21 protein-coding genes are annotated in these 25071 nt (G+C 67.8%); 9 read left to right on the plus strand and 12 right to left on the minus strand.

Annotation, left to right across the window (positions count from 1 at the left end; all coding sequences use genetic code 11):
• Positions 1-84 precede the first annotated feature (84 nt).
• Positions 85-1791 carry a GGDEF and EAL domain-containing protein gene (locus tag KIP89_RS14175; protein ID WP_213756139.1) on the plus strand — a complete coding sequence of 569 codons (1707 nt, stop codon included), beginning with the start codon at positions 85-87 and terminating at the stop codon, positions 1789-1791.
• 51 nt (positions 1792-1842) lie between these two features.
• On the opposite strand, the gene phaR is transcribed toward KIP89_RS14175, so the two are convergent.
• Entirely contained in the window at positions 1843-2421 is a 579-nt protein-coding gene (phaR, locus tag KIP89_RS14180) for a polyhydroxyalkanoate synthesis repressor PhaR (protein WP_213756140.1), read from the minus strand.
• 269 nt (positions 2422-2690) lie between these two features.
• Between phaR and KIP89_RS14185 the strand changes: the two genes are divergently transcribed.
• The 3 genes from KIP89_RS14185 (at position 2691) to yddG (ending at position 5743) form a co-directional block, all read left to right on the plus strand.
• The gene (locus tag KIP89_RS14185; RefSeq protein WP_213756141.1) at positions 2691-3869 is read left to right on the plus strand and encodes an acetyl-CoA C-acetyltransferase; all 1179 of its coding nucleotides are present in this window, start codon (positions 2691-2693) and stop codon (positions 3867-3869) included.
• Between the two features lie 143 nt (positions 3870-4012).
• A complete protein-coding gene (phbB, locus tag KIP89_RS14190) occupies positions 4013-4738 on the plus strand; it encodes an acetoacetyl-CoA reductase (protein ID WP_213756143.1) in 726 nt (241 codons plus the stop codon).
• 141 nt (positions 4739-4879) lie between these two features.
• Positions 4880-5743, plus strand: a complete 864-nt coding sequence (yddG, locus tag KIP89_RS14195; RefSeq protein ID WP_213756145.1) for an aromatic amino acid exporter YddG — start codon at positions 4880-4882, stop codon at positions 5741-5743.
• Between the two features lie 2 nt (positions 5744-5745).
• Here yddG and KIP89_RS14200 read toward each other — a convergent pair whose 3' ends face one another.
• The 5 genes from KIP89_RS14200 to thpR all read right to left on the minus strand — a co-directional run bounded on the left by KIP89_RS14200 (position 5746) and on the right by thpR (position 8867).
• The gene (locus KIP89_RS14200) at positions 5746-6183 is read right to left on the minus strand and encodes a cupin domain-containing protein (protein WP_213756146.1); all 438 of its coding nucleotides are present in this window, start codon (positions 6181-6183) and stop codon (positions 5746-5748) included.
• A 7-nt stretch (positions 6184-6190) separates the two neighbouring features.
• Complete coding sequence (gene gloB / locus KIP89_RS14205) at positions 6191-6964, minus strand: hydroxyacylglutathione hydrolase (RefSeq protein WP_213756148.1); 774 nt, start codon at positions 6962-6964, stop codon at positions 6191-6193.
• 117 nt (positions 6965-7081) lie between these two features.
• Positions 7082-7600, minus strand: coding sequence for an invasion associated locus B family protein (locus KIP89_RS14210; protein WP_213756149.1), 519 nt, complete (start codon positions 7598-7600; stop codon positions 7082-7084).
• A 241-nt stretch (positions 7601-7841) separates the two neighbouring features.
• Entirely contained in the window at positions 7842-8195 is a 354-nt protein-coding gene (locus tag KIP89_RS14215; protein WP_250152512.1) for a YkvA family protein, read from the minus strand.
• 138 nt (positions 8196-8333) lie between these two features.
• The gene (thpR, locus tag KIP89_RS14220) at positions 8334-8867 is read right to left on the minus strand and encodes an RNA 2',3'-cyclic phosphodiesterase (protein ID WP_213756151.1); all 534 of its coding nucleotides are present in this window, start codon (positions 8865-8867) and stop codon (positions 8334-8336) included.
• A gap of 186 nt (positions 8868-9053) precedes the next feature.
• Between thpR and KIP89_RS14225 the strand changes: the two genes are divergently transcribed.
• Positions 9054-9887, plus strand: a complete 834-nt coding sequence (locus tag KIP89_RS14225; protein ID WP_213756152.1) for an MOSC domain-containing protein — start codon at positions 9054-9056, stop codon at positions 9885-9887.
• A gap of 132 nt (positions 9888-10019) precedes the next feature.
• Here KIP89_RS14225 and KIP89_RS14230 read toward each other — a convergent pair whose 3' ends face one another.
• The 5 genes from KIP89_RS14230 to KIP89_RS14250 form a co-directional block, all read right to left on the minus strand.
• Positions 10020-11195 (minus strand): DUF4167 domain-containing protein, encoded by a 1176-nt coding sequence (locus tag KIP89_RS14230; protein WP_213756153.1) that lies wholly within the window; start codon positions 11193-11195, stop codon positions 10020-10022.
• A gap of 573 nt (positions 11196-11768) precedes the next feature.
• Positions 11769-12620: a peptide chain release factor N(5)-glutamine methyltransferase gene (gene prmC / locus KIP89_RS14235; protein ID WP_213756154.1), complete on the minus strand. Its 852-nt coding sequence runs from the start codon at positions 12618-12620 to the stop codon at positions 11769-11771.
• On the minus strand, positions 12617-13714 hold the full coding sequence (gene prfA / locus KIP89_RS14240; RefSeq protein ID WP_213756155.1) for a peptide chain release factor 1: 1098 nt from the start codon (positions 13712-13714) through the stop codon (positions 12617-12619). Before prfA ends, prmC begins: the two co-directional genes overlap by 4 nt.
• 10 nt (positions 13715-13724) lie before the next feature.
• On the minus strand, positions 13725-15992 hold the full coding sequence (gene ptsP, locus KIP89_RS14245; protein ID WP_213756156.1) for a phosphoenolpyruvate--protein phosphotransferase: 2268 nt from the start codon (positions 15990-15992) through the stop codon (positions 13725-13727).
• A gap of 79 nt (positions 15993-16071) precedes the next feature.
• Positions 16072-17322 (minus strand): aspartate kinase, encoded by a 1251-nt coding sequence (locus tag KIP89_RS14250; protein ID WP_213756157.1) that lies wholly within the window; start codon positions 17320-17322, stop codon positions 16072-16074.
• Positions 17323-17486: 164 nt separating this feature from the next.
• Between KIP89_RS14250 and ubiG the strand changes: the two genes are divergently transcribed.
• The 3 genes from ubiG to clpB all read left to right on the plus strand — a co-directional run bounded on the left by ubiG (position 17487) and on the right by clpB (position 22350).
• The gene (ubiG, locus tag KIP89_RS14255) at positions 17487-18230 is read left to right on the plus strand and encodes a bifunctional 2-polyprenyl-6-hydroxyphenol methylase/3-demethylubiquinol 3-O-methyltransferase UbiG (protein ID WP_213756158.1); all 744 of its coding nucleotides are present in this window, start codon (positions 17487-17489) and stop codon (positions 18228-18230) included.
• Positions 18231-18307: 77 nt separating this feature from the next.
• Complete coding sequence (locus tag KIP89_RS14260; RefSeq protein ID WP_250152500.1) at positions 18308-19573, plus strand: MFS transporter; 1266 nt, start codon at positions 18308-18310, stop codon at positions 19571-19573.
• Between the two features lie 158 nt (positions 19574-19731).
• Positions 19732-22350, plus strand: coding sequence for an ATP-dependent chaperone ClpB (clpB, locus tag KIP89_RS14265; RefSeq protein ID WP_213756323.1), 2619 nt, complete (start codon positions 19732-19734; stop codon positions 22348-22350).
• A 110-nt stretch (positions 22351-22460) separates the two neighbouring features.
• On the opposite strand, the gene KIP89_RS14270 is transcribed toward clpB, so the two are convergent.
• Positions 22461-23351, minus strand: a complete 891-nt coding sequence (locus tag KIP89_RS14270) for a UTP--glucose-1-phosphate uridylyltransferase (RefSeq protein WP_213756160.1) — start codon at positions 23349-23351, stop codon at positions 22461-22463.
• A 307-nt stretch (positions 23352-23658) separates the two neighbouring features.
• Between KIP89_RS14270 and KIP89_RS14275 the strand changes: the two genes are divergently transcribed.
• A complete protein-coding gene (locus KIP89_RS14275) occupies positions 23659-25044 on the plus strand; it encodes a lytic murein transglycosylase (RefSeq protein WP_213756162.1) in 1386 nt (461 codons plus the stop codon).
• Positions 25045-25071: the final 27 nt, after the last annotated feature.

The raw sequence follows: 25071 nt of genomic DNA on the forward strand, positions 1-25071 counted from the left end.
ACAGAGGGTGGTACACTCGCGTCGAACTCGACGATCCCTCGATGGTTGTCGGCTTAACGTCTCGTTGCGTAATCGGAAGCCCGAATGCCTGAGCGCGTCGCGCCGCTGCATGCCCCCGTCGCCTTGCTGACGCCTGAAGAGGTGGCTGGTATTGTCGGCGAGCTGAGCGGCGCCGCCTATCGCTGGACGCCGGGCACGGACCAGCTGGCCTGGTGCGGCACCGCTGCCGATGTGCTGGGCACCGAGCGCCTGCCGCACGTCCATTCCGGCCGGGATTATCAGGCGCTGGTCGCTCCGGGTTCCGGCACGCCCCGCGTCGAAGCGGCCCGCACCGCCCAGACGCCGGGCCTCAAACCCGGCACCCGCCTGTTCGAGACCACCTATTGCCTGACGGCGCCGGCCGATGCCGAGCTGAGCCGTCTGTGGCTGGAGGACCGGGGCATCTGCCATCTGGCGGAGGACGGGCGGCTGGAGAGCGTGGAGGGCATCGTCCGCCGGCTGTCGGTCGGGCGTCCCGTGCGCACCGCGGGCGTGTTCGGCGGGGTGGAGCCGCAATCCGAGCGGCAGCGCCTGTCACAGATGGTCGATGAGCGCCTCACCGCCGCCTACCGGGACGGCAGCGAGTTCGGCTTCCTGCTGGTCGGCATAGACCAGCTCGGGCGTTTGAATGATTCCTACGGCTTCCAGATCGGCGACGAACTGGTCGACATCGTCTGGATGCGGCTTCGCGCCCAACTCCGCGAGGGCGAGGAGATCGCCCGCTTCTCCGGGGCGAAATTCGGCATTCTGCTGCCCCGTGTGGGGGGCGAATGGCTCGCCTCGGCCCAGCGCATCCTCGCCGGCGTCAACACCACGCCGCCGCGCACCAGCGCCGGGGGCGTGGCGATCAGCGTCTCGGCCGGCGGGCTGGTGGCGCCGCGCCATGGCCGTTCGGTGGCGGAGGTTTTTTCCCACGCGCAGGACATGCTTGTCGCCGCCCGCGCCGCCGGGCGCGGCAGCCTTCATATCTATTCGCCGGGGATCGACCGCGCGGCCGAGCGGCGGGCCAATCTGCGCTTCGCTGACGACATCATCTCGGCGCTGGGCGAGGGGCGGGTGACGCTTGCCTTCCAGCCGATCGCGCGGACGGGCGGCCGCACCATCGCCTTCCATGAGGCGCTGGTGCGCATTCAGGGCCGCAACGGGCGGGTCTATGACGGCTCCAGCATCATCCCGACGGCGGATCGCTTCGGCCTGACGCGGCTGCTGGATCAACGTTCGCTGGAACTGGCGCTGGCCACATTGCGGGCGGAGCCGGAACTTCATCTCTCGGTGAATGTCGCGCCGGGCTCGATCCATGACAGCGTCTGGCAGCACAGCCTTGAGACGGCGGCGGATGAGGGGCTGTGCCGGCGGCTCATCATCGAGCTTACCGAATCCGCCTCGATCTCCGACATCGACACGATGCGCGCCCGCGTTGTCTGGCTGCGCGGGCTGGGCTGCCGGGTGGCGATGGACGATTTCGGCGTCGGCTACACCTCGTTCCGCAGCCTGCGCCGGCTGGGCGTCGATCTGCTGAAGATCGACGGCAGCTTCATCTGCTCGATGATGCAATCGGAGGACGACCGCCATTTCGTGCAGGCGCTGCTGGAACTCGCCGGCAAGCTCGGCATCGAGACCGTGGCGGAATGGGTTCTGGATGAGGAGGCCGCCCGCCTGCTTGGCGACTGGGGCTGCACCTATCTTCAGGGCGAACTGGTCGGGATGGCGACCGAGCGGCCGGCCGCGGGCGACATCGCCGCGGGTGCCTGAGGGCAGGGCGATCTGCTCGCGCCGCCCCCAGACAGGATGTCACGTCAGGACTCAGTCCTTCTTGTCGCCAAGCTGGTCGAGGCGCTTCTGCATGTCGGCGACCTGACGCTTGAGTTCGTCGAAATCGTCGCTCTTTGGCGCGGCGGCCGGAGCGCCTCCGGCGGCGGGGGTCTCTTCAACCCGGCCATTGGGCAGGAACATCTTGAAGGTGCGGTCGAAGATTTCCATGTTGCGCCGGACCTGATCCTCCATCACGCCGAATCCGCCCACGCCGAAGGTCTTGGAGAACTGCTCGCGCATGTTCACCTGTTCCTTTGTGAAGTTCTCGATCGACATGTCGAGGTATTTCGGTACCAGCATCTGCATGCTGTCGCCGTAGAACCGAATGATCTGCCGAAGGAAGTTGATGGGCAGAAGACTCTGGCCCTTGCCTTCCTGCTCGAAGATGATCTGGGTCAGGACAGAGTGTGTGATGTCTTCGGACGATTTCGCATCGTAGACAATGAAGTCCTCGCCGTTTTTAACCATCTGCGCGAGATCCTCGAGCGTCACGTAAGTGCTCGTTCCGGTGTTATACAGCCGGCGGTTCGCGTATTTCTTGATGGTGACGGGTTCGTTGGATTTTGCCATTGTGATCCAGTCGCCTTGGTCGTTTCCCGTTGAAAACTCTAGGACGTTTCCAGCCCCCCGGCTACAGGATTGTGCGCCGCGCCATGGGGCGGATATGCCGGCCGTGCGGGGCGGGTAATATACCGACGCGGAATGCGGGCCTGCCATTGACATGGATCAGTTGCCCCGCCGACCATAGAGGCACAGTAACAGGGGGCAGCGGCGCGGCACCCGGTCGGGGACAGGCGCCGGAGCGACCCCGGAAACACCCAAGCGGGAGGAATGTCTTCATGAAGGACGATATCGTGATCGTCGGCGCCGCGCGCACGGCTGTCGGTGCGTTCAACGGCGCGCTTTCCTCGCTGCCGGCCCATGAACTGGGCAAGGTGGCGATCGCCGCGGCGCTGGAGCGCGCGGGCGTCGCTCCCGGTGAGGTGAGCGAGACCATCATGGGTCAGATCCTCACCGCCGGCGCGGGCCAGAACCCGGCCCGGCAGGCCTCGGTCGCCGCCGGCATTCCGGTCGAGAGCCCGGCCTGGGGCGTGAACCAGCTCTGCGGCTCCGGCCTGCGCGCCGTGGCGCTCGGCTATCAGGCGATCTTGAACGGCGACAGCGAGATCGTCGTCGCCGGTGGCCAGGAATCGATGAGCCAGGCCCCGCACGTGGCGCATCTGCGCAACGGCACCAAGATGGGCAATCTCGAAATGGTCGACACCATGATCAAGGACGGCCTGTGGGATGCCTTCAACGGCTACCACATGGGCACGACCGCCGAGAACGTGGCGCGCCAGTGGCAGATCACCCGCGAGCAGCAGGACGAATTCGCCGTCGGCTCGCAGAACAAGGCGGAGGCCGCCCAGAAGGCGGGGCGCTTCAAGGACGAGATCGTCCCTGTCACCATCTCGACCCGCAAGGGCGACGTGGTGGTGTCGGATGACGAGTATCCGCGCCACGGTGCCACCCTCGATTCCATGACCAAGCTGCGCCCGGCCTTCTCCAAGGACGGCACGGTGACGGCCGGCAATGCCTCCGGCATCAATGACGGCGCCGCCGCCGTGGTGCTGATGAGCGCCGCCAAGGCCGCGAGCACCGGCAAGACGCCGCTGGCGCGCATCGTCTCCTGGGCGCAGGCGGGCGTCGATCCGGCGATCATGGGTTCCGGCCCGATCCCGGCCTCGCGCAAGGCGCTGGAAAAGGCCGGCTGGACGGTCGGCGATCTCGACCTCATCGAGGCCAATGAGGCCTTCGCGGCGCAGGCCTGCGCGGTGAACAAGGATCTCGGCTGGGACCCGGCCAAGGTCAATGTCAATGGCGGCGCCATCGCCATCGGCCACCCGATCGGCGCGTCCGGCGCGCGCGTGCTCACCACGCTGCTCTACGAGATGCAGAAGCGCGACGCCAAGAAGGCGCTCGTCACGCTGTGCATCGGCGGCGGCATGGGCATCGCCATGTGCCTGCAGCGCGACTGACGCCGCAGGCGCGTCGGCAACGGCCGGCAAGGCGGGCCTCCCGCCTTGCCCCAAGGTAAAAACAACGTACAAACCGTACGCAGAGGCCGGGTTCGGTCCGATGCGCATGTTCCTTGGGGAAGGAACGCCAGAGGGGAAGGCAGATGGGTCGAGTTGCGTTGGTCACCGGGGGTACCCGGGGAATCGGTGCGGCAGTCAGCAAGGCGCTGAAAGCCGCGGGTTATCAGGTTGCCGCCAGCTATGCCGGCAATGACGCGGCGGCGGCGGCCTTCACCGCCGAGACCGGCGTGCCGGCCTTCAAATGGGACGTGGCGGATTTCGAGGCCTGCAAGGCGGGCATCGCCGCCGTCGAGGCCGCGCTCGGCCCGGTCGAGATCCTCGTCAACAATGCCGGCATCACCCGCGACGGCATGCTGCACAAGATGACCCCCGACCAGTGGCATGCCGTGATCGGCACCAACCTGACCTCGGTGTTCAACATGTGCCGCAACGTGATCGAGGGCATGCGCGAGCGCAATTTCGGGCGCATCGTCTCGATCTCCTCCATCAATGGCCAGAAGGGCCAGATGGGGCAGACCAATTATTCCGCCGCCAAGGCCGGCGAGATCGGCTTCACCAAGGCGCTGGCGCAGGAGAGCGCCCGCAAGGGCATCACCGTCAACGCCATCTGCCCGGGCTATATCGGCACCGAGATGGTGCGGGCGATCCCGCAGGATGTGCTCGACAAGCAGATCCTGCCGCAGGTTCCGCTCGGCCGGCTCGGCGAGCCCGAGGAAATCGCGCGCTGCGTGCTGTTCCTGGTGGCCGACGATGCCGGCTTCATCACCGGCGCCACGCTCTCCGCCAATGGCGGCCAGTACATGGTGTGAGCACGCGCGTGGTGTGAGCACGCTCTTGGCGTGAGCGCCCTTTGCGGGACGCCCGCCTTTTTGATGTGGGACGACCGGGCTGCGGCCCCTTGGCGCGCGGCGCGGCGGCGGTCATAAGGAGCCTCCCGCCGAGGTGTCCTGATGTCCCGCACCACCGCTACCCTGATCGGTTGCACCGCCATCCTGCTCTGGGCGAGCCTTGCGCTCGCCACGTCCTCCACCGGGGCGGTGCCGCCCTTCCTGCTCACCGCGCTCACCTTCGCCATTGGCGGCGGTGTTGGCCTGGCGGTGACTCTGGCGCGCGGCGTCGGGCTCGGCGTGTTCCGCCAGCCCTGGCCGGTCTGGCTGCATGGCGTCGGCGGGCTGTTCGGCTACCATTTCTTCTATTTCTCGGCGCTGAAGCTCGCCCCGCCGGCGGAGGCCGGGCTCATCGCCTATCTCTGGCCGCTGCTCATCGTGCTGCTCTCGGCCTTCCTGCCGGGCGAAAAGCTGCGCGCCGCCCATGTGGTGGGCGCGCTGATGGGCCTGGCCGGTACGGTGGTGCTGCTCGGGGCCAAGGCCGGGGGCTTCGGTTTCGCGGCGGAATATGTGCCGGGCTATCTCGCGGCGGGTGTCTGCGCGGTGGTGTGGGCGGTCTATTCGGTCGCCTCGCGGCGTTTCGAGACCGTCCCGACCGATGTGGTGGCCGGCTTCTGCCTGGCCACGGCGGCGCTGTCGGCGATCTGCCACGCCCTGTTCGAGCCGTCGATCTGGCCGGTGGGCAATGAGTGGCTCGCGGTGGTGGCGCTGGGCATCGGCCCGGTCGGCATCGCCTTCTACACCTGGGACATCGGCATGAAGCGCGGCGACATCCGCCTGCTCGGCGTCGCCTCCTATGCCGCGCCGGTGCTCTCGACGCTGCTGCTGGTGGCGGCGGGATTCGCCGCGCCGAGCGGGTCGCTGGCGGCGGCCTGCGCGCTGATCGTCGGTGGCGCGGTGGTGGCGACGCTGTTCGCGCGCCGCTGAATTCAGCCCGGCGACCAGCCGGGGGCGGCAAGCTCGAAGCCGGCGAATTCAAATCCCGGCGCGACCGTGCAGCCGACCAGCGTCCAGGCGCCGAGGCTGCGTGCCGCCTGCCAGGCGCCATGCGGCACGAGGCGCTGGGGTTCCTCGCCGTTGAGCAGGTCTGGCCCGAGCCGGAGCGTCTCGACCGGACCGGCATCATCCGGCGCGATCTGCAATTCCAGCGGCGACCCGGCATGCCAGTGCCAGATCTCGACCGCGTCGACCCGGTGCCAGTGCGAGCGTTCGCCGGCGGCCAGCAGGAAATAGATGGCGGTGGAGACGGCGCGCCCCTGTTCGGTGCGGCGTGCATCGCGGAAGGTCTCGCGGAAATACCCGCCCTCCGGGTGGGGCTGAAGCCCGAGGCGGGTGATGATCTCCTGCGCCGTCAGCCCGTTTTTCATCGCCCGCTCAACCCTTGAAACGGCTCTTGAGGCTGCGCAGCTCGGTGAACACCGTGGCGGGGTCCGACTCCGAGAGGCCGAGGCGGGTGGCAAGCTCGGGATCGTCCGCCCGCAGGAAGGGGTTGGTCGCCTTCTCCTCGCCGATGGTGGTCGGCACGGTCGGCGTGCCGGCCGCGGTGAGGGCCTCGACCTCGGCGGCCTTGGCCTTCAGCGCCTCATTGTCCGGGTCGACGCTTAGCGCGAAGCGGGCATTGGAGAGGGTGTATTCGTGGCCGCAATAGACGGCGATGTCGTCGGGCAGGGCGCGCAGCCGCAGCAGCGATTCCCACAAGACCGGCGGGTCGCACTCGAAGGGGCGCCCGCAGCCCATGACGAACAGCGTGTCGCCGGCAAACAGCAGCCGCTCATCCTCGAACAGGAAAACGATATGGCCCTTGGTGTGGCCCGGCGTTTCCAGCACGCGGCCGACCAGGCTGCCGACGGCCACAGGGTCGCCATCCACCACCGTCACGTCGATGCCGGGAATGGTGTCGCGCTCGGCGCGCGGGCCAACCACGGTGGCGCCGTAACGCTCCTTGAGCACCAGCACGCCGGCAATGTGGTCGGTGTGATGATGGGTGACGAGGATATGGGTCAGCGTCCAGTTCTCCCGCTCAAGAGCGGCGAGAATGGGAGCGACTTCCGGGGCGTCGATGAGGGCCGTCGTCTCCGTCGTCGGATCGTGCAGCAGGACCGCGTAATTGTCCGAGAGGCAGGGGATGAGACGCAGTTCAACCGACATGTCGCTCCTCGGGGCTCGTCGTCGGAAAGGGGGAGCGACCGCCCTTGAGCGGTCGCGCCTTGTCCAGTCTAGCCGACCCGCCCCGCGCGAGTCAGCGCCGTAAACACCGTCCGCCGCTCAGCGGCATTCCTGCGCGGCGCGGTCGACTGCGGCCGAGATACCGTTCAGAGAATAGGTGTCGGTGGTGACATTTCCGCGTCCCGAGGTGCTCTTGACCTTCACGTCGCGGCCCTTGCGCAGGGCGTCGACCAGTCGGGTCTCCTCGGCCACGTTGCGCACCCAGGCGCCATTGCCACGGGTGTACAGGTCGAACTGGGTCGGCCCGATGGTGAGGGTGGCGTCGACGCCTTCCTTGAGCGGGAAGCCCATCACCACGCTGACCTCGCCCTTCACATTCTCGGCCGTGCGGGTCGAGATGAAGAAATAGGCGGGATCACGGGCGAGCCCGGCCGGCTCGCGGGTCTTGGGCTGGGACAGGGCGTAGCAGATCTTCCCGTTGCCGCTGGTGTCGAGATACACGCCCCAGTCGCCGAACTGACCGACAAGTTTCGGTGCACCCTGGGCGCTTGCGCCGGACACTCCGATGAAAGCCAGTGCCAAGCCGGCGAGAGCTGCGCGCACGATGCGTCCTGCCATGGTCTCCGTCCTCCGTTCTTTCACCGCAATGCGGATCACGCGATTCTCCGTTGAAGCCGCCACAGGGATAAACAGACCGTCCGGCCCTGTGAACCCTTGCTCCGGGAATGCGACGGCATTCGCGATCAAATGCTGCGAGATCGGCGGCTAATTGAAGGCATGGTGAAGGAAAGCTTACCGCAATCCACCACCGACATACCGTCTGCGTGAGGCGACAGGATCTTAGGCCGCGGCAAGGGAATCAGCGCCCCGCCAGCCGGTCGAGCGCGGCCCGCGCGGCGTCGCGATGGGCCGGGCTGATGTGGCCCGCCAGCAGGTTGAGGGCGGTGGCGATCACGGCGGCATCATCGGTGAAGCCGAGCGCGGGGAGAATGTCCGGCAGCGCGTCGGAGGGCAGCAGGAAATAGGCGAGGGCGCCGAACAGCAGGGCGCGCACCCGCGTCGGGGTGCGCCGGTCGAGCGCGCAATAATAGGCGGCGGTGGCCTCCTCGGCGAAGGGCACCCGCGTGACCACGCCGGCCAGCTTGCGGAAGAAGCCGGCGCGCACGCGGGCCTCTTCCTCGGGCGAGGCGGCATCAATTCCGAGGTCGTCCATCCCGACATCGTCCATCCCGAGATCGTCGGAACCGGTCGTGTCAAAATCAGAGGTCTTGTCGGCTCGTGCGGCCATCGGCGGCGTCTCCCTCATCTTTCGAGATGGTTGCGCCGATGCCCCCGCGCAAGGATGCGCCGCTCACATCAGCGGGTAGGCGGCCTCCAGCCGGTACGGTCCGCCGCCCACCGAATCGCGGGAGGAATAGAGCACGAAGCGCGAGACCTCGAAGGTGGGGCTGCGGAAATAGCCGCGCAAGGCGAGATATTCCGCCACCTGCCGGGGGGCTACATCTCGCAGCCGGGCGAGCGTGACATGCGGTTTGAAATTACGTCCCTCGGGCGGCAGGCCGATGCGCTTCATCGCCCGCTCGTGCTCGGCCTGAAGATCGGTGAGCGCGTCATTGCCCTTCACGCCGACAAAGATCGAGTGCGGCTTGTGATTGCCGAACTGGTCTACGCCGGTGAGCGTCAGATCGAAGCCGAAGCGGTCGATCTCGTCGAGCGCGGCCGCCGCGTCGCGGGCCACCGCATGATCGACATCGCCGATGAAGCGCAGCGTCACATGGTAGAAGTCCGGGCTGATCCAGCGGGCGCCGGGGAGCCCGCCGCGCAGCATCGACAGCGTTTCGGCGATGTCGGACGGGATTTCGAGGGCGGTGAAAAGCCGCGGCATTGGCCCCCTCCTGTGTTTTCCTGCAAGGAAAGCGAGTCGATTTGACACGGATTCGCCAGCAGAGGAAAAGCGGAAAATGCGACAGGGCGAAAACACCCGCTCGCCGGCCGCCGCGCGTGGCCTCTGATCCGGTCTTTCCGGCGGTTGAAGCTGACGATCCGGCTTCGAGCCTATAAGGTGTGGGCGATGAACGAATCGACCGAAGATGCGGGCTTTCCCGCCGATGAGACGCCCGCCCTCGCGGCGCCGATCACCTTTGCCAACATCGCCGCGATCTATCGCTACCCGGTGAAGGGCCTCACGCCCGAAAAGCTCGAGGTGGTGGAGCTTGAAGAGGGGCGCTATTTCCCCGGCGACCGGCTGTTCGCGATCGAGAACGGCCCGTCCGGCTTTATCCCCGAGGCGCCGTCCTTCCAGCCCAAGATCAAGTTCCTCATGCTCATGCGCAATGAGCGTCTCGCCGCGCTCGATGCGCGCTTTGAGGATGCGACCAGCGAACTGGTGATCCGGCATGAGGGCACGGAGGCCGTGCGCGGCGATCTGCGCACCGCCGAGGGCCGCGCCGCCATAGAGGGGTTCTTCCAGCGTTATTCGCGCTACGAGCTGCGCGGCGCGCCCAAGGTGCTGGCCGCCCCGGAGGGCTTCCGTTTCGTCGACACGACGGAGGGGTTCGTCTCGCTGATCAATCTGGCGAGCTGCCGGGCGCTGGGCGAGATCATCGGCCAGGAGGTCGATCCGCTGCGCTTCCGCGGCAATCTCTATCTCGACGGTCTTGAGCCGTGGGAGGAGTTCGATCTGGTCGGCCAGACCATCGATGTCGGCAACCATGTGCGGCTGAAGATCACGCAGCGCATCTTCCGCTGTGCCGCGACCAATGTGGATCCCGTCACCGCCAAGCGCGACATGGACGTGCCGGGCACGCTCATGCGCCATCTCGGCCATACCGATTGCGGCATCTTCGCCGAAGTGGTGCGGGGCGGATTGCTGACCGAAGGCGATTCGCTGCGCATCACGCTGTGATCCGGCACGCGGGCGCCGGGCCAGCCTCGGCATCCGGCCGCGCCCGTCCCTGACGCTCTCCCAGAATCAGAAAGGCCCGGCTGAGCCGGGCCTTTCGCGTTTCAGAGGTGCTTGTTCAGCGGCGCGTGCCGCTCACTCGCCGGCTTCGGCGGGGGCGGGATTCGGCGTCTCGCTGCCGCCCTCGGCCTCGTTATCGGCCTGGCGATAGCGGCGGCGGCGCGTGCGCGGGGCGCGGGCTTCGCCGTCCTCGGCATCCGCGGCCGCCACGGGGGCCGGTTCGGCCGCGGCAGGGGCCGCCTCAACGGCCGCCTTGGTGCGACGCGGGGCGCGCGGCTCCTTGGCCGGACGCTCCTTGGTCGCGGCATCCTTGGCCGGCGTTTCCGCCTTGACCGGGGCCTGATCTATCGCGGCCGGGGTCTCGGCGCGCGGAGCCGGTGCGGCCGGGGTGGGGCTGGTGGTCTGGGTGATGAAAGCGGGCAGGCCGATTTCGATCTCAGCTTCCGGCCCGAGCCGGGGCTGCGGCTGCTGGGCCGGATCGCGGTACGGCGCGCTCTCACTGGCCGCGGCGCGGGGCTCACGGGGTTCGCGCGGTTCACGATAGGGACGGTCGCGCCAGCGATTCTCGCGACCACCCTCGGCCCGCTCCTCGCGGGGGCGGTCTTCACGGGGACGTTCCTCGCGGGGCGCGCGATCCTGATTGCGATCCTGGTTCCGGTCACGGTCCTGATTGCGATCCGGGCCGCGATCCTGGTTCCGATCCTGATTGCGGTCGCGGTTGTCGCGATTGCGGTTGTCCCGGTCGCGGTTGTCGCGATCACGGTAGAAGTCGCGCGGGCCGTTGCCGTTGTCACGGTTGCCGTTGTCGCGATTGCCGTCGCGGCCCTGCTCGCGCTGGCCGTTGCCGTTGTCGCGCGGGCCGTTGTCACGGTTGCCATTGTCGCGCTGATGCTGCGGCTCGCGGGCCTGGAAGGCCGGCTGCACGTCGGTGCCGCCCTCCTCGAAGTCCTCGTCATACTCCTCGTCATCCGTGCGGGAGTAGGGCTGTCCCTGGACGCCGAACTGCGCCTGGGCGGCCATGATGATGCGGTAATAATGCTCGGCGTGCTGCAGATAGTTCTCGGCGGCGACATGGTCGCCCGAGGCCTGCGCGTCCCGCGCCAATTGCTGGTATTTTTCGACGATATGCTGCGCGGTGCCCCGCACCTTCACGTCCGGCCCGTTCGATTCATAGACGCGGGTGAGCGGGTTCTGGCTACGCCGGTTATTGTTCCGGCCACGCATACGCTTCTGCTGGTTATTATTTCGCATCGAGCTGGTCTCTGAAGCCGGTACGCCGCCGGCGGGTTAACCCCGGATCGGGCACAGGCGGGTCCATCGCCTAATTAACCGTCGTTCCGTTCCGTTCAGGCTAGGGCCGGTCGGGAGTGGGAGCGTCGGGAAAACATGTCCTTGGATCGGCAATGATCCGACGAAAACCAAAGCCATCAAGCTCTGGCACGCGGAGGGTCGCCGCCGACCTCTGGACTTCCTGCATGGGAGCGCACCGTCAAGATGCCCCGCGACCGGCCAAGCCGGCTGCGATCGATTGGGACCGATGATCACTCGGTCTCAATCCGGCGAGCGCAACGTCGCGCTTCAGCCATTCCCATGCTTCATCGTGCAACCAAGGCCGCACCGATAAAACCGTGAAGCATTCGCCTGCAAGACAATCGACACATCCATTATGGGCGTCGTCGCCTAGTTTTCTACCGGCGTCCTCCGAAGAGGCGTCGCGGATCAGATCGCTATGTGGCGGGTGATGTCTCGGGTCGATTCCTGTTGTGGACACTAGTCGGTTCGATACCTCGTTCCAAGAGCTTTTTTGCCACAGCACAGCGTATTTCAAAGGGCCATGGTCACGATGGCGCGTGCGACGCCGCCGAGATCGCGTCGCGCCGGACCATCCGGCGGCACGCCCTTCGCCGCGAGCAACGCCGCCACCTCGACCTCCTGGCCAATGCCGAGTTCGAGGATCGCCCGCCCTCCCGTCGCCAGCAGGCGGGGCAGGGACTCGGCGATGGCGCGATAGGCATCGAGCCCATCATTACCGCCGTCGAGGGCCAGACGCGGATCGTGATCGCGCACCTCCACATCCAGCATGGGGATATCCGTGCTGGGAATATAAGGCGGATTGGAGACCACCAGGTCGAAGCGCCCGGAAATCGCCGCGTCCCATGTCCCGACGATCACCGCGGCGCGGCGGTTGAGGCCGAGCGGCGCGAGGTTCTCCCGTGCCTGCCGGGCGGCGCCCTCCGACAGGTCGACGCCCAGCCCCCACGCCGCCGGGTATTCACTGAGCAGGGCGGCGAGGATGGCGCCGGAGCCGGTGCCGAGATCGAGGATGCGCAAGGGCGCGCTCCGATCGGGAAACACCTCCAGCGCCGCCTCGATCAGTGTCTCGGTGTCGGGGCGCGGCACCAGCGTGTCGGGCGACAGGGAAAGGTCGAGGCTCCAGAATTCGCGGCGACCGGTCAGGCGGGCGAGCGGCTCGCCTCCCGCGCGGCGCGCGGCAAGGCCGCGCAGCCGGGCCACCTCGTCCGCCGCTACCGATTCCTCGCCCCGCGCCAGAAGATCGAGGTCGGAGAGGCCGAGAGCCGCCTTCACCAAGGCCCGCGCCTCGCGCTCGGGCGCCTCCAGTCCGGCGGCGGCGAAACCGGCCGCCAGCTCGCGCAGCAGCTCGGTGCGGCGTGTCACCGCTCGCCCCAGCCGGTGCTTTCGGCTTCCGCCAGCAGCGCGGCCTGATATTCGGTGGTCAGCGCGTCGACCAGTTCGCCGAGCGCCTCGCCGGCAACGACTTCCGGCAGCTTGTAGAGGGTGAGGCCGATCCGGTGATCGGTCACGCGGCCCTGCGGGTAATTATAGGTGCGGATGCGCTCCGAGCGGTCGCCCGAGCCGACCTGCACCTTGCGCTCGCTGGCGCGGGCCGAATCGCGCTTCTCGCGCTCGGCCTCATAGATCCGCGCGCGTAGCATGCCCATGGCACGCGCCTTGTTCTTGTGCTGCGAGCGTTCGTCCTGCACCGCGACCACCGTGCCGGTGGGGATGTGGGTGATGCGCACCGCGCTCTCGGTCTTGTTGACGTGCTGGCCGCCGGCGCCGGACGCGCGGAACACGTCGATGCGCAGATCATTCTCGTTGATCTCGACGTCGACTTCCTCGACCTCGGGCAGCACCGCGACGGTGGCGGCCGAGGTGTGGATGCGCCCGGAACCTTCCGTATCCGGCACGCGCTGCACGCGGTGGACGCCCGATTCGAATTTCAACCGGGCATAGGCGCCGGCGCCGTGGATGCCGGCGATCACTTCCTTGTAGCCGCCGGCAGTGCCTTCGGTCAGCGAGAGCACCTCGACCGACCAGCCATTGAGGCCGGCAAAACGCTCATACATGCGGAACAGGTCGCCGGCGAACAGCGCCGCCTCGTCGCCGCCGGTGCCGGCACGCACTTCGAGGATCACCCCGCGCTCGTCCATCGCGTCCTTCGGCAGAAGGGCGAGGCGCACGGCGAGGGCGAGCTCCTCGATCTGCGCATCGAGTTCGCGGGCTTCCTCGCGGGCGAGCTCGGCCATGTCCGGGTCGGTCGCGGGATCGTCGATCAGCGCGAGCGCCCCAATCCGTTCGCGCTCGGCCACGCGCAGCGCCTTCACGCGCTCGATCAGCGGGGCCAGCTCGGCGAATTCGCGCGACAGCCGCACATAGGTGTCGGCATCCGGGTTGCCGGAGAGCGCATGTTCCAGTTCGGCATGGCGCGCCAGCAACTGGTCGAGCCGGGCATCGGGGAGGGCGGTCACAGGCAGGCACTCACAGGGGAAGTCCCGCCTTTTCGGCGAAGCTCTTGAGCTGGGGACGCAGCGTCGAGACCTCCGAGCCGGTCGCCAGCAGCGGAGCCACCAGCGCCGAGACGGCAGCGACATCGAGTTCCAGCAGCATCGCCTTCACCGGGCCATAGGAGGCGGGCGAGAGCGAGAGCTTGCGGTAGCCGATGGCGATCAGCGCCAATGCCTCAAGCGGCTTGGACGCCAGCTCGCCGCACAGCGTGACCTGCTTGCCATATTCGGCCGCCTTGTCGGCGATGAGCTTGAGCGCCCGCAAGGTGGAGGGCGCCAGCGCGTCGAACCGGTCGGCGACGCGCGGATTGCCGCGATCGGCGGCATAGAGGAACTGCACCAGGTCGTTCGAGCCGACCGAGGCGAAATCGACCTTCTCGAACAGCTGGTCGAGCTGGAACAGCAGCGCCGGCACTTCCAGCATGACGCCGATCAGCACCCGGTCCGGCAGGCCGTGGCCGTGGCGGCGCAGATGGGTCAGCTCGCGCTCGACAATGTGGCGGGCGCGGTCGAATTCCTCGACCGCCGAGACCATCGGAAAGATGAGGCGCAGCTCGCGCCCGGTCGCCGCCCGCAGCAAGGCGCGGACTTGGCTGCGCAAGAGGCCCGGCCGGTCGAGGCCGAGGCGGATGGCGCGCCAGCCGAGGGCCGGGTTCTCCTCCTCGATCGCCCGCATATAGGGCAGCACCTTGTCGCCGCCGATGTCGAGCGTGCGGAACACCACCGGGCGCTCGCCCGCCACGTCCAGCACCGAGCGGTAGAGCTTGAGCTGCTCATTGGTGCGGGGAAAGGCCGAGGCGATCATGAATTGCAGCTCGGTGCGGAACAGCCCGATGCCGGAGGCGCCCGTCTCCTCGATATGCGGCAGGTCGACCAGCAGGCCGGCATTGAGATGCAGTTCCACGCTCACCCCGTCGCGGGTGACGGTCGGCAGGTCGCGCAGCGCGGCATATTGTTCGAGCCGCTTGGCGCGGAAGCGCACCTTCTCGGCATAGGCCACCTCGACATCGGCGGGCGGGCGCACATGCACCTCGCCGCCCACGCCGTCGACGATGATGCCGTCGCCGGAATCGACCACGCCGACGATGTTCTCGACATGGCCGACCGCGGCGATGCCGAGCGCGCGGGCGACGATAGTAAGGTGGCTGGTGGCCGCGCCTTCTTCCAGCACCAGGCCGCGAATGCGCGTGCGGTCATAGTCCAGCAGCGCCGCCGGGCTCATATTGCGGGCGACGATGATGGCGTTGTCCGGCAGCTTGTTCTGTTCCGGCCCGCCGGAGCGGCCGGTGAGCTGGCGCAGCAGGCGGTTGGCCAGATCGTCGAGATCGTGCATCCGCTCGCGCAAGTAAGGGTCGGTCATGCGCAGCATGCGCGCGCGGGTGTCCGACTGCACGCGCTCGACCGCGCCCTCTGCGGTGAGGCCGGTCATCACCGCCTCGCGCATCCGGCCGATCCAGCCGCGATCATGGGCGAACATGCGGTAGGCTTCGAGAATGTCGCGGTGCTCGCCGACGCGGGCGACGCCCTCGTCTTCCAGCATGATGTCGATCGAGGTGCGCAGCGTCTGGACCGCGCCGTCGAGCCGGTTCAGCTCGGCCGGCAGGTCGTCGGCGATGACCTTGGTGACCTCGATGCGCGGCTCGTGCAGCACCACATGGCCGAGGCCGATGCCCTCCGACAGCGCGAGGCCGGTGAGGTGCAGCGGGCGGCGGGCGGCGGGCTCGGCGCCGGGCAGCGCCATGGCCGTGAGTTCGCCCGAGGCGATGATTTCCGCCAGCACCATGGCGGTGGTCTGGAGCGCCTCGATCTCCTCCTCGGTATAGGAGCGGTGGGCGCGGTTCTGCACCACCAGCACGCCGAGCGTGTTGCCGGAGCGCAGGATCGGCACGCCGAGGAAGGAGTGGTAGATTTCTTCGCCCGTCTCCGGCCGGTAGGAGAAGGCCGGGTGCGCCTGCGCATTGGACAGGCTGATCGGCTCGGCCTCGCGCGCCACGGTGCCGACGAGGCCCTCGTCGATGCGCATGACGGTCAAGTGAACCGCCGAGCGGTTCAGACCTTCGGTGGCGTAGAGTTCGAGCGTGCCGTCGACGCGCAGCACATAGACCGAGCAGACCTCGGCCACCATGTTGGCCGCGATCAGAACGACGATCTTGTCGAGGCGGTCCTGCGCGCTGACCGGCTCCGCCATGACCTCGCGGAGCCGTCTCAATAGCACGCGCGGGCCGCCGAGCGCGCCACGCATTGGCCGTCCTCGGTTTCCGGGAAAACCGATCCCGGAGGTCCTACGAAAGGCGCGACTCAGGCCGCGCCATTGCCCTCGCTCAGGCGTCCAGCCCGTATACCGAATGCAGCGTCCGAACGGCAAGTTCGGTATAGGCCGCATCGATCAGCACCGAAATCTTGATTTCGGAGGTCGAGATGGCGCGGATATTGATACCGCGCTCGGACAGCGCCTTGAACGCCTTCGCCGCGACGCCGGCATGCGAGCGCATGCCGATGCCGATCACCGAGATCTTCACCACGTCGGTGGCGCCCTCGATGGTCTCGTAGCCGATCTCGTCCTTGACCACGGCGAGCGCCGCCTTGGCGCGCTCGAAATCGGTGCTCGGGACGGTGAAGGTGATGTCGGTGAAGCCCTCTGCCGAGATGTTCTGAACGATCATGTCGACATTGATGTGGGCGTCGGCCAGCGGGACAAAGACATTGGCGGCGATGCCGGGCTTGTCCGGCACACGGCGGATGCTCACCTGGGCTTCGTCCCGTGCGAAGGCGATGCCGGTGACGACTTCACTCTCCACGATTTCCTCCTCGTCGCAGATCAGGGTGCCGGGCGGGTCGCCGGCGGTCATGAGTTCGGGTGCATAGGGGTCGGTGAAGCTGGAACGCACGAAGGTGCGCACCTTGTGGACCATGGCAAGCTCGACCGAGCGCACCTGAAGCACCTTGGCCCCGAGCGAGGCCATTTCCAGCATCTCCTCGAACGCCACCTTGTCCAGCCGCTTCGCCTTCGGGACGATGCGCGGATCGGTGGTGTAGACGCCGTCGACATCGGTGTAGATGTCGCAGCGATCGGCCTTGATGCCGGCGGCGACCGCCACCGCGCTGGTATCCGAGCCGCCGCGCCCGAGCGTGGTCACCCGGCCGGACGGCAGATGGATGCCCTGGAAGCCGGCGATCACCGCGACCTCGCCCTCGGCGAAACGCTTGATGATCTCCTCGCCATTGACATCGAGGATGCGGGCCGAGCCATGGGCATCGTCGGTGGAAATCGGCAATTGCCAGCCCTGCCAGGAGCGGGCCGGAATGCCCATGTCCTGAAGCGCGATGGCGAGCAGGCCGGAGGTGACCAGTTCGCCCGAGGCGACGATGGCGTCATATTCGCGCGCGTCGTGCAGCACGGAGGTTTCGCGGCACCAGCCGACCAGTTCATTGGTCTTGCCGGACATGGCGGAAACCACGACCGCCACCTCGTTGCCGGCCTCGGTCTCGCGTTTCACATGGCGCGCCACGTTGCGAATGCGCTCAATGTTGGCGACCGAGGTGCCGCCGAACTTCATCACCAGACGTGCCATTGCGGGAAACCGTAAACCGTTCTTTTGTCGGGGCCGGGCGGGAGAAGGTGGGCTCCCGGCCAAAAAGGCGCGTATACATATCCACCTCGCGTCCGCCCCGCAACGGGCCGCTCGCGAGCTTGGAAACGTTTCGGGAACCGTCCCGGATAGATCAGAGAGTCCCGATGAGCGAGACCGCCACCACCGTCGATCCCCGCGAGGTCGAGCGATTCGCCGCGCTCGCCGCCGAGTGGTGGAACCCGCGCGGCAAGATGCGGGTGCTGCACAAGTTCAACCCCGTGCGCCTGTCTTATCTGCGCGAGCATCTGACCACCCATTTCGGCCGCGACCCGCGCGCCATCCGCCCGCTCGACGGGCTGCGCCTGCTCGACATCGGCTGTGGCGGCGGGCTGCTAAGCGAACCGCTGGCGCGCATGGGCGCACAGGTCGTCGGCATCGACCCGGCGGAGAAGAATGTCCGCGTCGCCGCGCTTCATGCCGAGGAGAGCGGCGTGCCGGTCGATTACCGCGCCACCACGGCCGAGGCGCTGGCCGATGCCGGCGAGCGATTCGACGTGGTGATGGCGATGGAAGTCGTCGAGCATGTCGCCGATGTCGGCCTGTTCCTCGCCCGTGCGAGCGAGATGGTGAAACCCGGCGGCCTGATGGTGGCGGCAACGCTGAACCGCACCAAGCGGTCCTTCGCGCTGGCCATTGTCGGGGCGGAATATGTGCTCGGCTGGTTGCCCAGGGGCACGCATGACTGGAACAAGTTCGTCACCCCGGACGAGCTGGAGGCGGCGCTGGCGGCCGGCGGCCTGAGCGTGATCGACCGTCAGGGCGTGGTGTTCAACCCGCTGGCGGATGAATGGCGCCGCTCCAGCGATCTGTCGATCAACTACATGCTGCTGGCCGAGCGGCCGGTGTGAGACACTGCGTCCGTTAGGTAACGGGGAACTGTGACGCCCGCGCGGGCTTATCGGTCGTCCTCCAGCGGAACCCCCTCATGACCGCCATGTCGTCGCTCGCCGGGCTCGCCGCGCTCAATCTGTTTCTCTCCGACGTGCGCGATGGGCTCGGGCCCTTTCTCGGGGTGTTCCTGCAACAGAAGCAGTGGTCGCCCGGCGAGATCGGGCTGGTGATGACCATTGGCGGCCTCGCCGGCATGGTGGCCACCATCCCGATGGGGGCGCTGGTCGATTCCAGCCGCGCCAAGCGGACCATCGTCATCTGCGGTTCGGCGGTGGTGATCGCCGCCTCGATGGCCATTCTGCTGGCGCCCCATTTTGCCGTGGTGACGCTCGCGCAGGCGGTGAACGGCATCGCGGCGGCGGCACTGGGGCCGGCCGTGGCGGGCATCACGCTCGGTCTTGTCGGCGCCGCCGGGTTCGACCGCCAGCTTGGCCGCAACGAGGCCTTCAACCATGCGGGCAACATCATCGCCGCCATATTGGCCGGGGTGCTCGGCTGGTGGCTCGGCCTTCCGGCGGTGTTCGCACTGATGGCGGCGATGGCGGTGGGATCGGTGCTCTCGGTCCTGTCGATCCGGCCGGGCGACATCGACCATGAGGCGGCGCGGGGCATGGCCCGTGCGGCGCCGGGGGAGGAGCGCGGCGCGGAAGGCTGGCGCGGCCTGTTGTCCGACCGGCGGCTGCTCACCGTCGCTTTCACCATGGGGCTGTTCCATCTCGGCAACGCCGCCATGCTGCCGCTGTTCGGGCAGGGCATGGTCGCGCGGGGCGCCGGAGACCCGTCGACCCTCACCGCCCTGACCGTCGTCGTGGCGCAGGCGACCATGATCCCCATGGCCCTCATGGCCGCCCGCCTCGCCCAATCGCGCGGCTACCGGCTGGTGCTGCTGATGGCGCTGGCAGCCCTGCCGGTGCGGGGCCTCATCGCGGCGGCGGCCACGCAATGGGATATCGGTCTCGGCCTCTATCCCGTGCAGATCCTCGACGGCGTCGGCGCCGGCCTTCTCGGTGTCGCCACGCCCGGCATCGTCGCGCGCATTCTCCAGGGTTCCGGTCGCTTCAATGCCGGTCTCGGGCTGGTCATGACCGCGCAAGGCATCGGCGCCGCGCTTTCGACGTCGCTGGCGGGGTTCATCGCCCAGTCTGCCGGCTATGCCGCCGCCTTCCTCGTGCTCGGGGCGGTGGCGCTGGTGGCGGCCCTTGCCTATCTCCTCGGCGGGGCGCCGGGCGGGGACGCGCCCGCGGCTTCGGGCGGGGCATCGGCCATCGCGCCGGGCGCTCGCACAAAAACAGCGGCTTGATCGCGCTCAACGCCCTTCCGTTGCCGATGGGCCACACTACATGAGGGTGGACGGATCGCCGTACCGGGGTCCGTTGCGGTGGCCGGGATACGGGCGCCGCCGTCCCGAGTGAGCGTTCGTGCCTTTCAAAGGGCGGATGCGGGGCCAGGAGGCTGATGATGAATTTCGAGATCTACACCGAGCGCGCACGTGGCTTTGTCCAGTCGGCGCAGTCGCTTGCCCTGCGAGAAGGGCACCAGCAGTTCACCCCCGAGCACCTGTTGAAGGTGTTGCTCGATGATCCCGAGGGCCTGTGCGCCGGGCTGATCCAGCGTTCCGGCGGCGATCCGCGCATCGTGCTGGCCGATACCGAGGCCGCGCTCAAGAAATTGCCCAAGGTGGAGGGCTCCGGGGCCGGGCAGGTCTATCTCGCACCCGCCACCGCCCGCGTCTTCGAGGCGGCCGAGCAGGCGGCCAAGAAAGCCGGCGACGGCTATGTCACGGTGGAGCGGCTGCTGCTCGCTCTGGCGCTGGAGAAGGACAGCCAGGCGGGCAAGATTTTGGCGAAAGCCGGCGCCAGCCCGCAGAAGATCAACACCGCCATCGAGGCGCTGCGCAAGGGCCGTACGGCCGATAGCGCGACGGCGGAAAACGCCTATGACGCCCTCAAGAAATACGCCCGCGACCTGACGGCGGCGGCGCGCGAGGGCAAGCTCGACCCGGTGATCGGCCGCGACGAGGAAATCCGCCGCACCATTCAGGTGCTGTCGCGCCGGACCAAGAACAACCCGGTGCTGATCGGCGAACCCGGCGTCGGCAAGACCGCGATCGTCGAGGGCCTCGCTTTGCGCATCGTCGATGGCGACGTGCCGGAGAGCCTCAAGGACAAGAGCCTGCTGGCGCTCGACATGGGCTCGCTCATCGCCGGCGCGAAATATCGCGGCGAGTTCGAGGAGCGGCTGAAATCGGTGCTGTCGGAAGTGACGGCGGCCGAGGGCGGCATCATTCTGTTCATCGACGAGATGCACACGCTGGTCGGTGCCGGCAAGAGCGACGGGGCGATGGACGCCTCGAACCTGCTCAAGCCCGCTCTGGCGCGCGGTGAGTTGCACTGCGTCGGCGCCACCACGCTCGACGAGTACCGCAAGCATGTGGAGAAGGACCCGGCGCTGGCCCGCCGCTTCCAGCCCGTCTTCGTCTCCGAGCCGACGGTGGAGGACACCATCTCCATCCTGCGCGGCATCAAGGAGAAGTACGAGCTGCATCACGGCGTGCGCATCACCGATTCCGCGCTGGTGGCGGCGGCGACGTTGTCCAACCGCTACATCACCGACCGTTTCCTGCCGGACAAGGCGATCGACCTGGTCGACGAGGCGGCGGCGCGCCTGCGCATGCAGGTGGATTCCAAGCCCGAGGAACTCGACAGCATCGACCGCGAGATCGTGCGCCTGCGCATCGAGCAGGAGGCGCTGAAGAAGGAGAGCGACGCGGGGTCGAAGGACCGGCTGAAGCGGCTGGAGAAGGAGCTCGCCAATCTGGAGGAGCAGTCCGACGCGCTCACCTCGCGCTGGAGGGCGGAGAAGGAAAAGCTCGGCGACGCGCAGAAGATCAAGAGCGATCTGGAAAAAGCGCGGGCCGACCTCGCCATCGCCCAGCGCACCGGCGAGTACCAGAAGGCGGGCGAGCTCGCCTATGGCACGATCCCGGCGCTGGAAAAGAAGCTCGCCGTCATCGAGGCCAAGGACACCGCCGCCGAGGTGCAGGCCGGCACGATGATGGAGGAGGCGGTGACGCCCGACCATGTCGCGCAGGTCGTCTCGCGCTGGACTGGCGTGCCGGTCGACCGGATGCTGGAAGGCGAGAAGGAGAAGCTGCTGCGCATGGAGGAGGTGCTCGCCACGCGCGTCATCGGCCAGAAGGAGGCCGTGGAGGCCGTCTCGACCGCGGTGCGCCGCGCGCGGGCGGGGCTTCAGGATCCCAACCGGCCGATCGGCTCTTTCATCTTCCTCGGCCCCACCGGCGTCGGCAAGACCGAGCTGACCAAGGCGCTCGCGTCGTTCCTGTTCGACGACGACACGGCGCTCGTGCGTATCGACATGTCGGAATACATGGAGAAGCACGCGGTCTCCCGGCTCATCGGCGCGCCTCCCGGCTATGTCGGCTATGAGGAGGGCGGGGCGCTGACCGAAGCGGTGCGGCGCCGGCCCTATCAGGTCGTGCTGTTCGACGAGGTGGAGAAGGCGCATCCGGACGTGTTCAACGTCCTCCTGCAGGTGCTCGACGACGGGCGACTGACGGACGGGCAGGGCCGCACGGTCGACTTCCGCAACACGCTGATCATCATGACCTCGAATCTCGGCGCCGAATATCTCGTCGCGCAGAAGGACGGCGAGGATTCGGAGGGCGTGCGCGAGGAGGTCATGTCGGTGGTGCGCGGGCACTTCCGCCCCGAGTTCCTCAACCGCGTCGACGAGATCGTGCTGTTCCACCGGCTGCGGCGCGACCAGATGGGCGCCATCGTCGATATCCAGGTCAAGCGGCTGGAGAAGCTGCTGGAGGAGCGCAAGATCCAGCTGGAGATCACCCCCGAGGCGCGGGACTTCCTCGCCGAGCGGGGCTACGACCCGGCCTATGGCGCGCGCCCGCTGAAGCGGGTGATCCAGAAGCTGCTGCAGGACCCGCTGGCCGGCCGCATTCTTGCCGGCACGGTCAAGGACGGCGACATCGTCCGGGTCGAGCGCGGGGCGAACGAGCTTCTGTTCGACACCCGCCCCGGCGCGGTGGACGAGGCGGCCTGACTGGCCTGACTGTTCACCCCACTACGCAAAAACAAAGGGCGCCGCGAGGCGCCCTTTTTCATGCATCGGGTCTCGTCTTTCTGCCCGATCGGGGCAGGAAATAAGCGCCCTCACTGCTTCGCCAGCAGCGCCTTCAGCTCCGGCAGGAAGCTCTCGGCAATGTCGGGACGGTCCAGCGCATAGGCGACATTGGCGGTGAGGAAGCCGAGCTTCGAGCCGCAGTCATAAATCGAGCCGTCGAAGGTAACGCTATAGAAATCCTGCTTTTTCGCCAGCTTGAGCATGGAATCGGTGAGCTGGATCTCGCCGCCGGCGCCGCGCTCCTGGGTGGCGAGCAGGTCGAAGATCTCCGGCTGGAGGATGTAGCGGCCGGAAATGGCGAGGTTGGAAGGCGCCACGCTGGTCTTCGGCTTCTCCACCATGCGGGAGATGCGGTGGACATTGTCGGACAGCGGCTCGCCGAGCCCGACGATGCCGTACTGGTCGGTCTGCTCCGGCGGCACCTCATAAACAGCCAAGTGGTTGCCGCCGCCCGCTTTTCTGTAGGCGTCGACCATCTGCGCGAGGCAGCCCTTGCCGTTGCGCGGCTTGTGCAGCATGTCCGGCAGCAGCAGCGCGAAGGGCTCGTTGCCGATGATGTCGCGGGCGCACCACACCGCATGGCCGAGGCCGAGCGGGAGCTGCTGGCGGGTGAAGCTGGTCTTGCCCGGCCCCATCGTCTCCTCGCGCAGCACGTCGAGCAAATGGTGCTTGCCGCGCTCGGAAAGGGTGGCTTCCAGCTCGTACTGGCGGTCGAAATGGTCCTCGATGACGCCCTTGTTGCGGCCTGTGACGAAGACGATGTGCTCGATGCCGGCGGCGCGCGCCTCGTCGACCACGTGCTGGACGACGGGACGGTCCACCACGGTCAGCATTTCCTTCGGGACGGCCTTGGTGGCCGGAAGGAAGCGGGTGCCGAGGCCGGCAACGGGCAGGATCGCTTTGCGTATCGGAGTAGCCATGGAAACGTGATGCCGCTTTTGATCGGTGGAAACGGAAGTCGGGCGGATCGGTGGGCTCTTGCTGGCCTTAACCGTTCGCTCTGGTGAATGACACATTGCTTATAACGCGTTGCGACCCATTCGGCTCCCTCGCCCGTGCAATGTCTCGCCCGGCATCATAGCGCGAGTGGATGAATATTTGCGTACCATTTGGCGTGCCGTCATCGCCTCCCGAGCTGGCGAAACCCTGATTCCACGCCGGCGTTAAGCGCTTGGAAACCCTGCCGCGTCCCTAATCCCGCCTCGGGTTCGCGTAAGGGTAGGCGTTATGAGTAATCGAACGACGGGTCTCGGCCGGCGCTCGGCCGGCGGCATCGCCGCGTTGATGATGGGTCTCGGCCTCGCCGGCTGCGCCTCGCCGGACGACGTGACCGGCACGCTGGCGACGCCCGCCTCCCGCCCGGTGGCGGCGGCGAACTATGCGCCGCCGGCTGCTTCTCCCCGCCCATCCGCGTCCCGACCCGCCCTATCCGCCCCGCAGGCGTCGAGCCACCCCGAGATGACGCCGGCCGCGCTGACCCGCGCCGAGGCCAATTTCAGCCGCTGCATCGCTTCCCTGGAGCCCGCCGCGCGCGCCAGGGGCGTCTCGGCCGCCGGCTTCCGCCGCTACACGGCCGGGCTCAAGCCCGATATGGGCATCATGGAGAAGCTGCAGATGCAGCCGGAATTTACCCGCACGGCGGGCGACTATGTGACGATGCTGGTCTCCGAGACCCGCATCCGCCGGGGCCGCGAGGCCATGGCGCAGAACGCCGCCGTGTTCGAGGCGGTGAGTCGCACCTATGGCGTCGACCCTTACGTCGTCGCCGCCATCTGGGGCATCGAGACCAATTACGGCAGCGCGCGCGGCTCCTATCCGGTGTTGCAGGCGACCGCCACGCTCGCCTGCGTCGGCCGGCGCCAGCCTTATTTCCGCGACGAGTTCGTCGCCGCGCTGCGCATCGTCGACAGGGGCGACATCCCCGAGAGCCATCTGCGCGGCTCCTGGGCCGGCGCCTTCGGGCTGACCCAGTTCATGCCGACCGCCTTCCAGCGCGACGCGGTGGATTTCGACGGCGACGGGCACCGCAATGTGGTGGATTCGGTCGCCGACGCCATGGGCTCGACCGCCAACAAGCTCAAGCGCGGCGGCTGGCAGGCCGGGCACTCCTGGGGCTATGAGGTCGTGCTGCCGGCGCGCTTCAACTATGTGCTGGCCGACAAGAACCTGCGCAAGCCGATGCGCGAGTGGTGGGCGATGGGCGTGCGCCGCCCGGATGGCCGGTCGATGCCGTCGGGCGACGAGATGGCCTATCTGCTGCTGCCCGCCGGCGCGCAGGGCCCGGCCTTCCTGATGACTGATAATTTCAAGGCCATCCTCAGCTACAACCCGGCCGATGCCTATGCACTGGCCATCGGTCATCTGGCGGACCGCATCCGTGGTGGCGGGCCGTTCGTGCAGCCCTGGCCGGAGGATGCGCGGGCGCTGTCGCGGCTGGAGCGTGCCGAACTCCAGCGCCGCCTCGCCTCGCGCGGCTATGATGTCGGCCCGGTGGACGGGGCGCTCGGCAGCAAGACCCGCGTCGCCGTGCGGGAATATCAGGTGAGCGTCGGCCTGCCGGCGGACGGCCACCCCTCCGACAAGGTGCTGGACAGCCTGCGCAGCGGTTCGTGAGGGACGGCGAGGCGGTCGCCTGGAGCC

This window comes from Ancylobacter radicis (assembly GCF_018449475.1).
Lineage (GTDB): Bacteria > Pseudomonadota > Alphaproteobacteria > Rhizobiales > Xanthobacteraceae > Ancylobacter > Ancylobacter radicis.

Bases quoted from the DNA above. Each gene is read 5' to 3' on its own strand.
- phaR (WP_213756140.1), bottom strand. From the start codon at position 2,421: ATGGCAAAATCCAACGAACCCGTCACCATCAAGAAATACGCGAACCGC.
- KIP89_RS14270 (WP_213756160.1), bottom strand. From the start codon at position 23,351: ATGGCTACTCCGATACGCAAAGCGATCCTGCCCGTTGCCGGCCTCGGC.
- KIP89_RS14175 (WP_213756139.1), top strand. From the start codon at position 85: ATGCCTGAGCGCGTCGCGCCGCTGCATGCCCCCGTCGCCTTGCTGACG.
- KIP89_RS14260 (WP_250152500.1), top strand. From the start codon at position 18,308: ATGACCGCCATGTCGTCGCTCGCCGGGCTCGCCGCGCTCAATCTGTTT.
- KIP89_RS14225 (WP_213756152.1), top strand. From the start codon at position 9,054: ATGAACGAATCGACCGAAGATGCGGGCTTTCCCGCCGATGAGACGCCC.
- KIP89_RS14215 (WP_250152512.1), bottom strand. From the start codon at position 8,195: ATGGACGACCTCGGAATTGATGCCGCCTCGCCCGAGGAAGAGGCCCGC.
- KIP89_RS14185 (WP_213756141.1), top strand. From the start codon at position 2,691: ATGAAGGACGATATCGTGATCGTCGGCGCCGCGCGCACGGCTGTCGGT.
- KIP89_RS14200 (WP_213756146.1), bottom strand. From the start codon at position 6,183: ATGAAAAACGGGCTGACGGCGCAGGAGATCATCACCCGCCTCGGGCTT.
- KIP89_RS14230 (WP_213756153.1), bottom strand. From the start codon at position 11,195: ATGCGAAATAATAACCAGCAGAAGCGTATGCGTGGCCGGAACAATAAC.
- KIP89_RS14275 (WP_213756162.1), top strand. From the start codon at position 23,659: ATGAGTAATCGAACGACGGGTCTCGGCCGGCGCTCGGCCGGCGGCATC.
- ptsP (WP_213756156.1), bottom strand. From the start codon at position 15,992: ATGCGTGGCGCGCTCGGCGGCCCGCGCGTGCTATTGAGACGGCTCCGC.
- KIP89_RS14250 (WP_213756157.1), bottom strand. From the start codon at position 17,322: ATGGCACGTCTGGTGATGAAGTTCGGCGGCACCTCGGTCGCCAACATT.
- yddG (WP_213756145.1), top strand. From the start codon at position 4,880: ATGTCCCGCACCACCGCTACCCTGATCGGTTGCACCGCCATCCTGCTC.
- clpB (WP_213756323.1), top strand. From the start codon at position 19,732: ATGAATTTCGAGATCTACACCGAGCGCGCACGTGGCTTTGTCCAGTCG.
- phbB (WP_213756143.1), top strand. From the start codon at position 4,013: ATGGGTCGAGTTGCGTTGGTCACCGGGGGTACCCGGGGAATCGGTGCG.
- thpR (WP_213756151.1), bottom strand. From the start codon at position 8,867: ATGCCGCGGCTTTTCACCGCCCTCGAAATCCCGTCCGACATCGCCGAA.
- KIP89_RS14210 (WP_213756149.1), bottom strand. From the start codon at position 7,600: ATGGCAGGACGCATCGTGCGCGCAGCTCTCGCCGGCTTGGCACTGGCT.
- gloB (WP_213756148.1), bottom strand. From the start codon at position 6,964: ATGTCGGTTGAACTGCGTCTCATCCCCTGCCTCTCGGACAATTACGCG.
- ubiG (WP_213756158.1), top strand. From the start codon at position 17,487: ATGAGCGAGACCGCCACCACCGTCGATCCCCGCGAGGTCGAGCGATTC.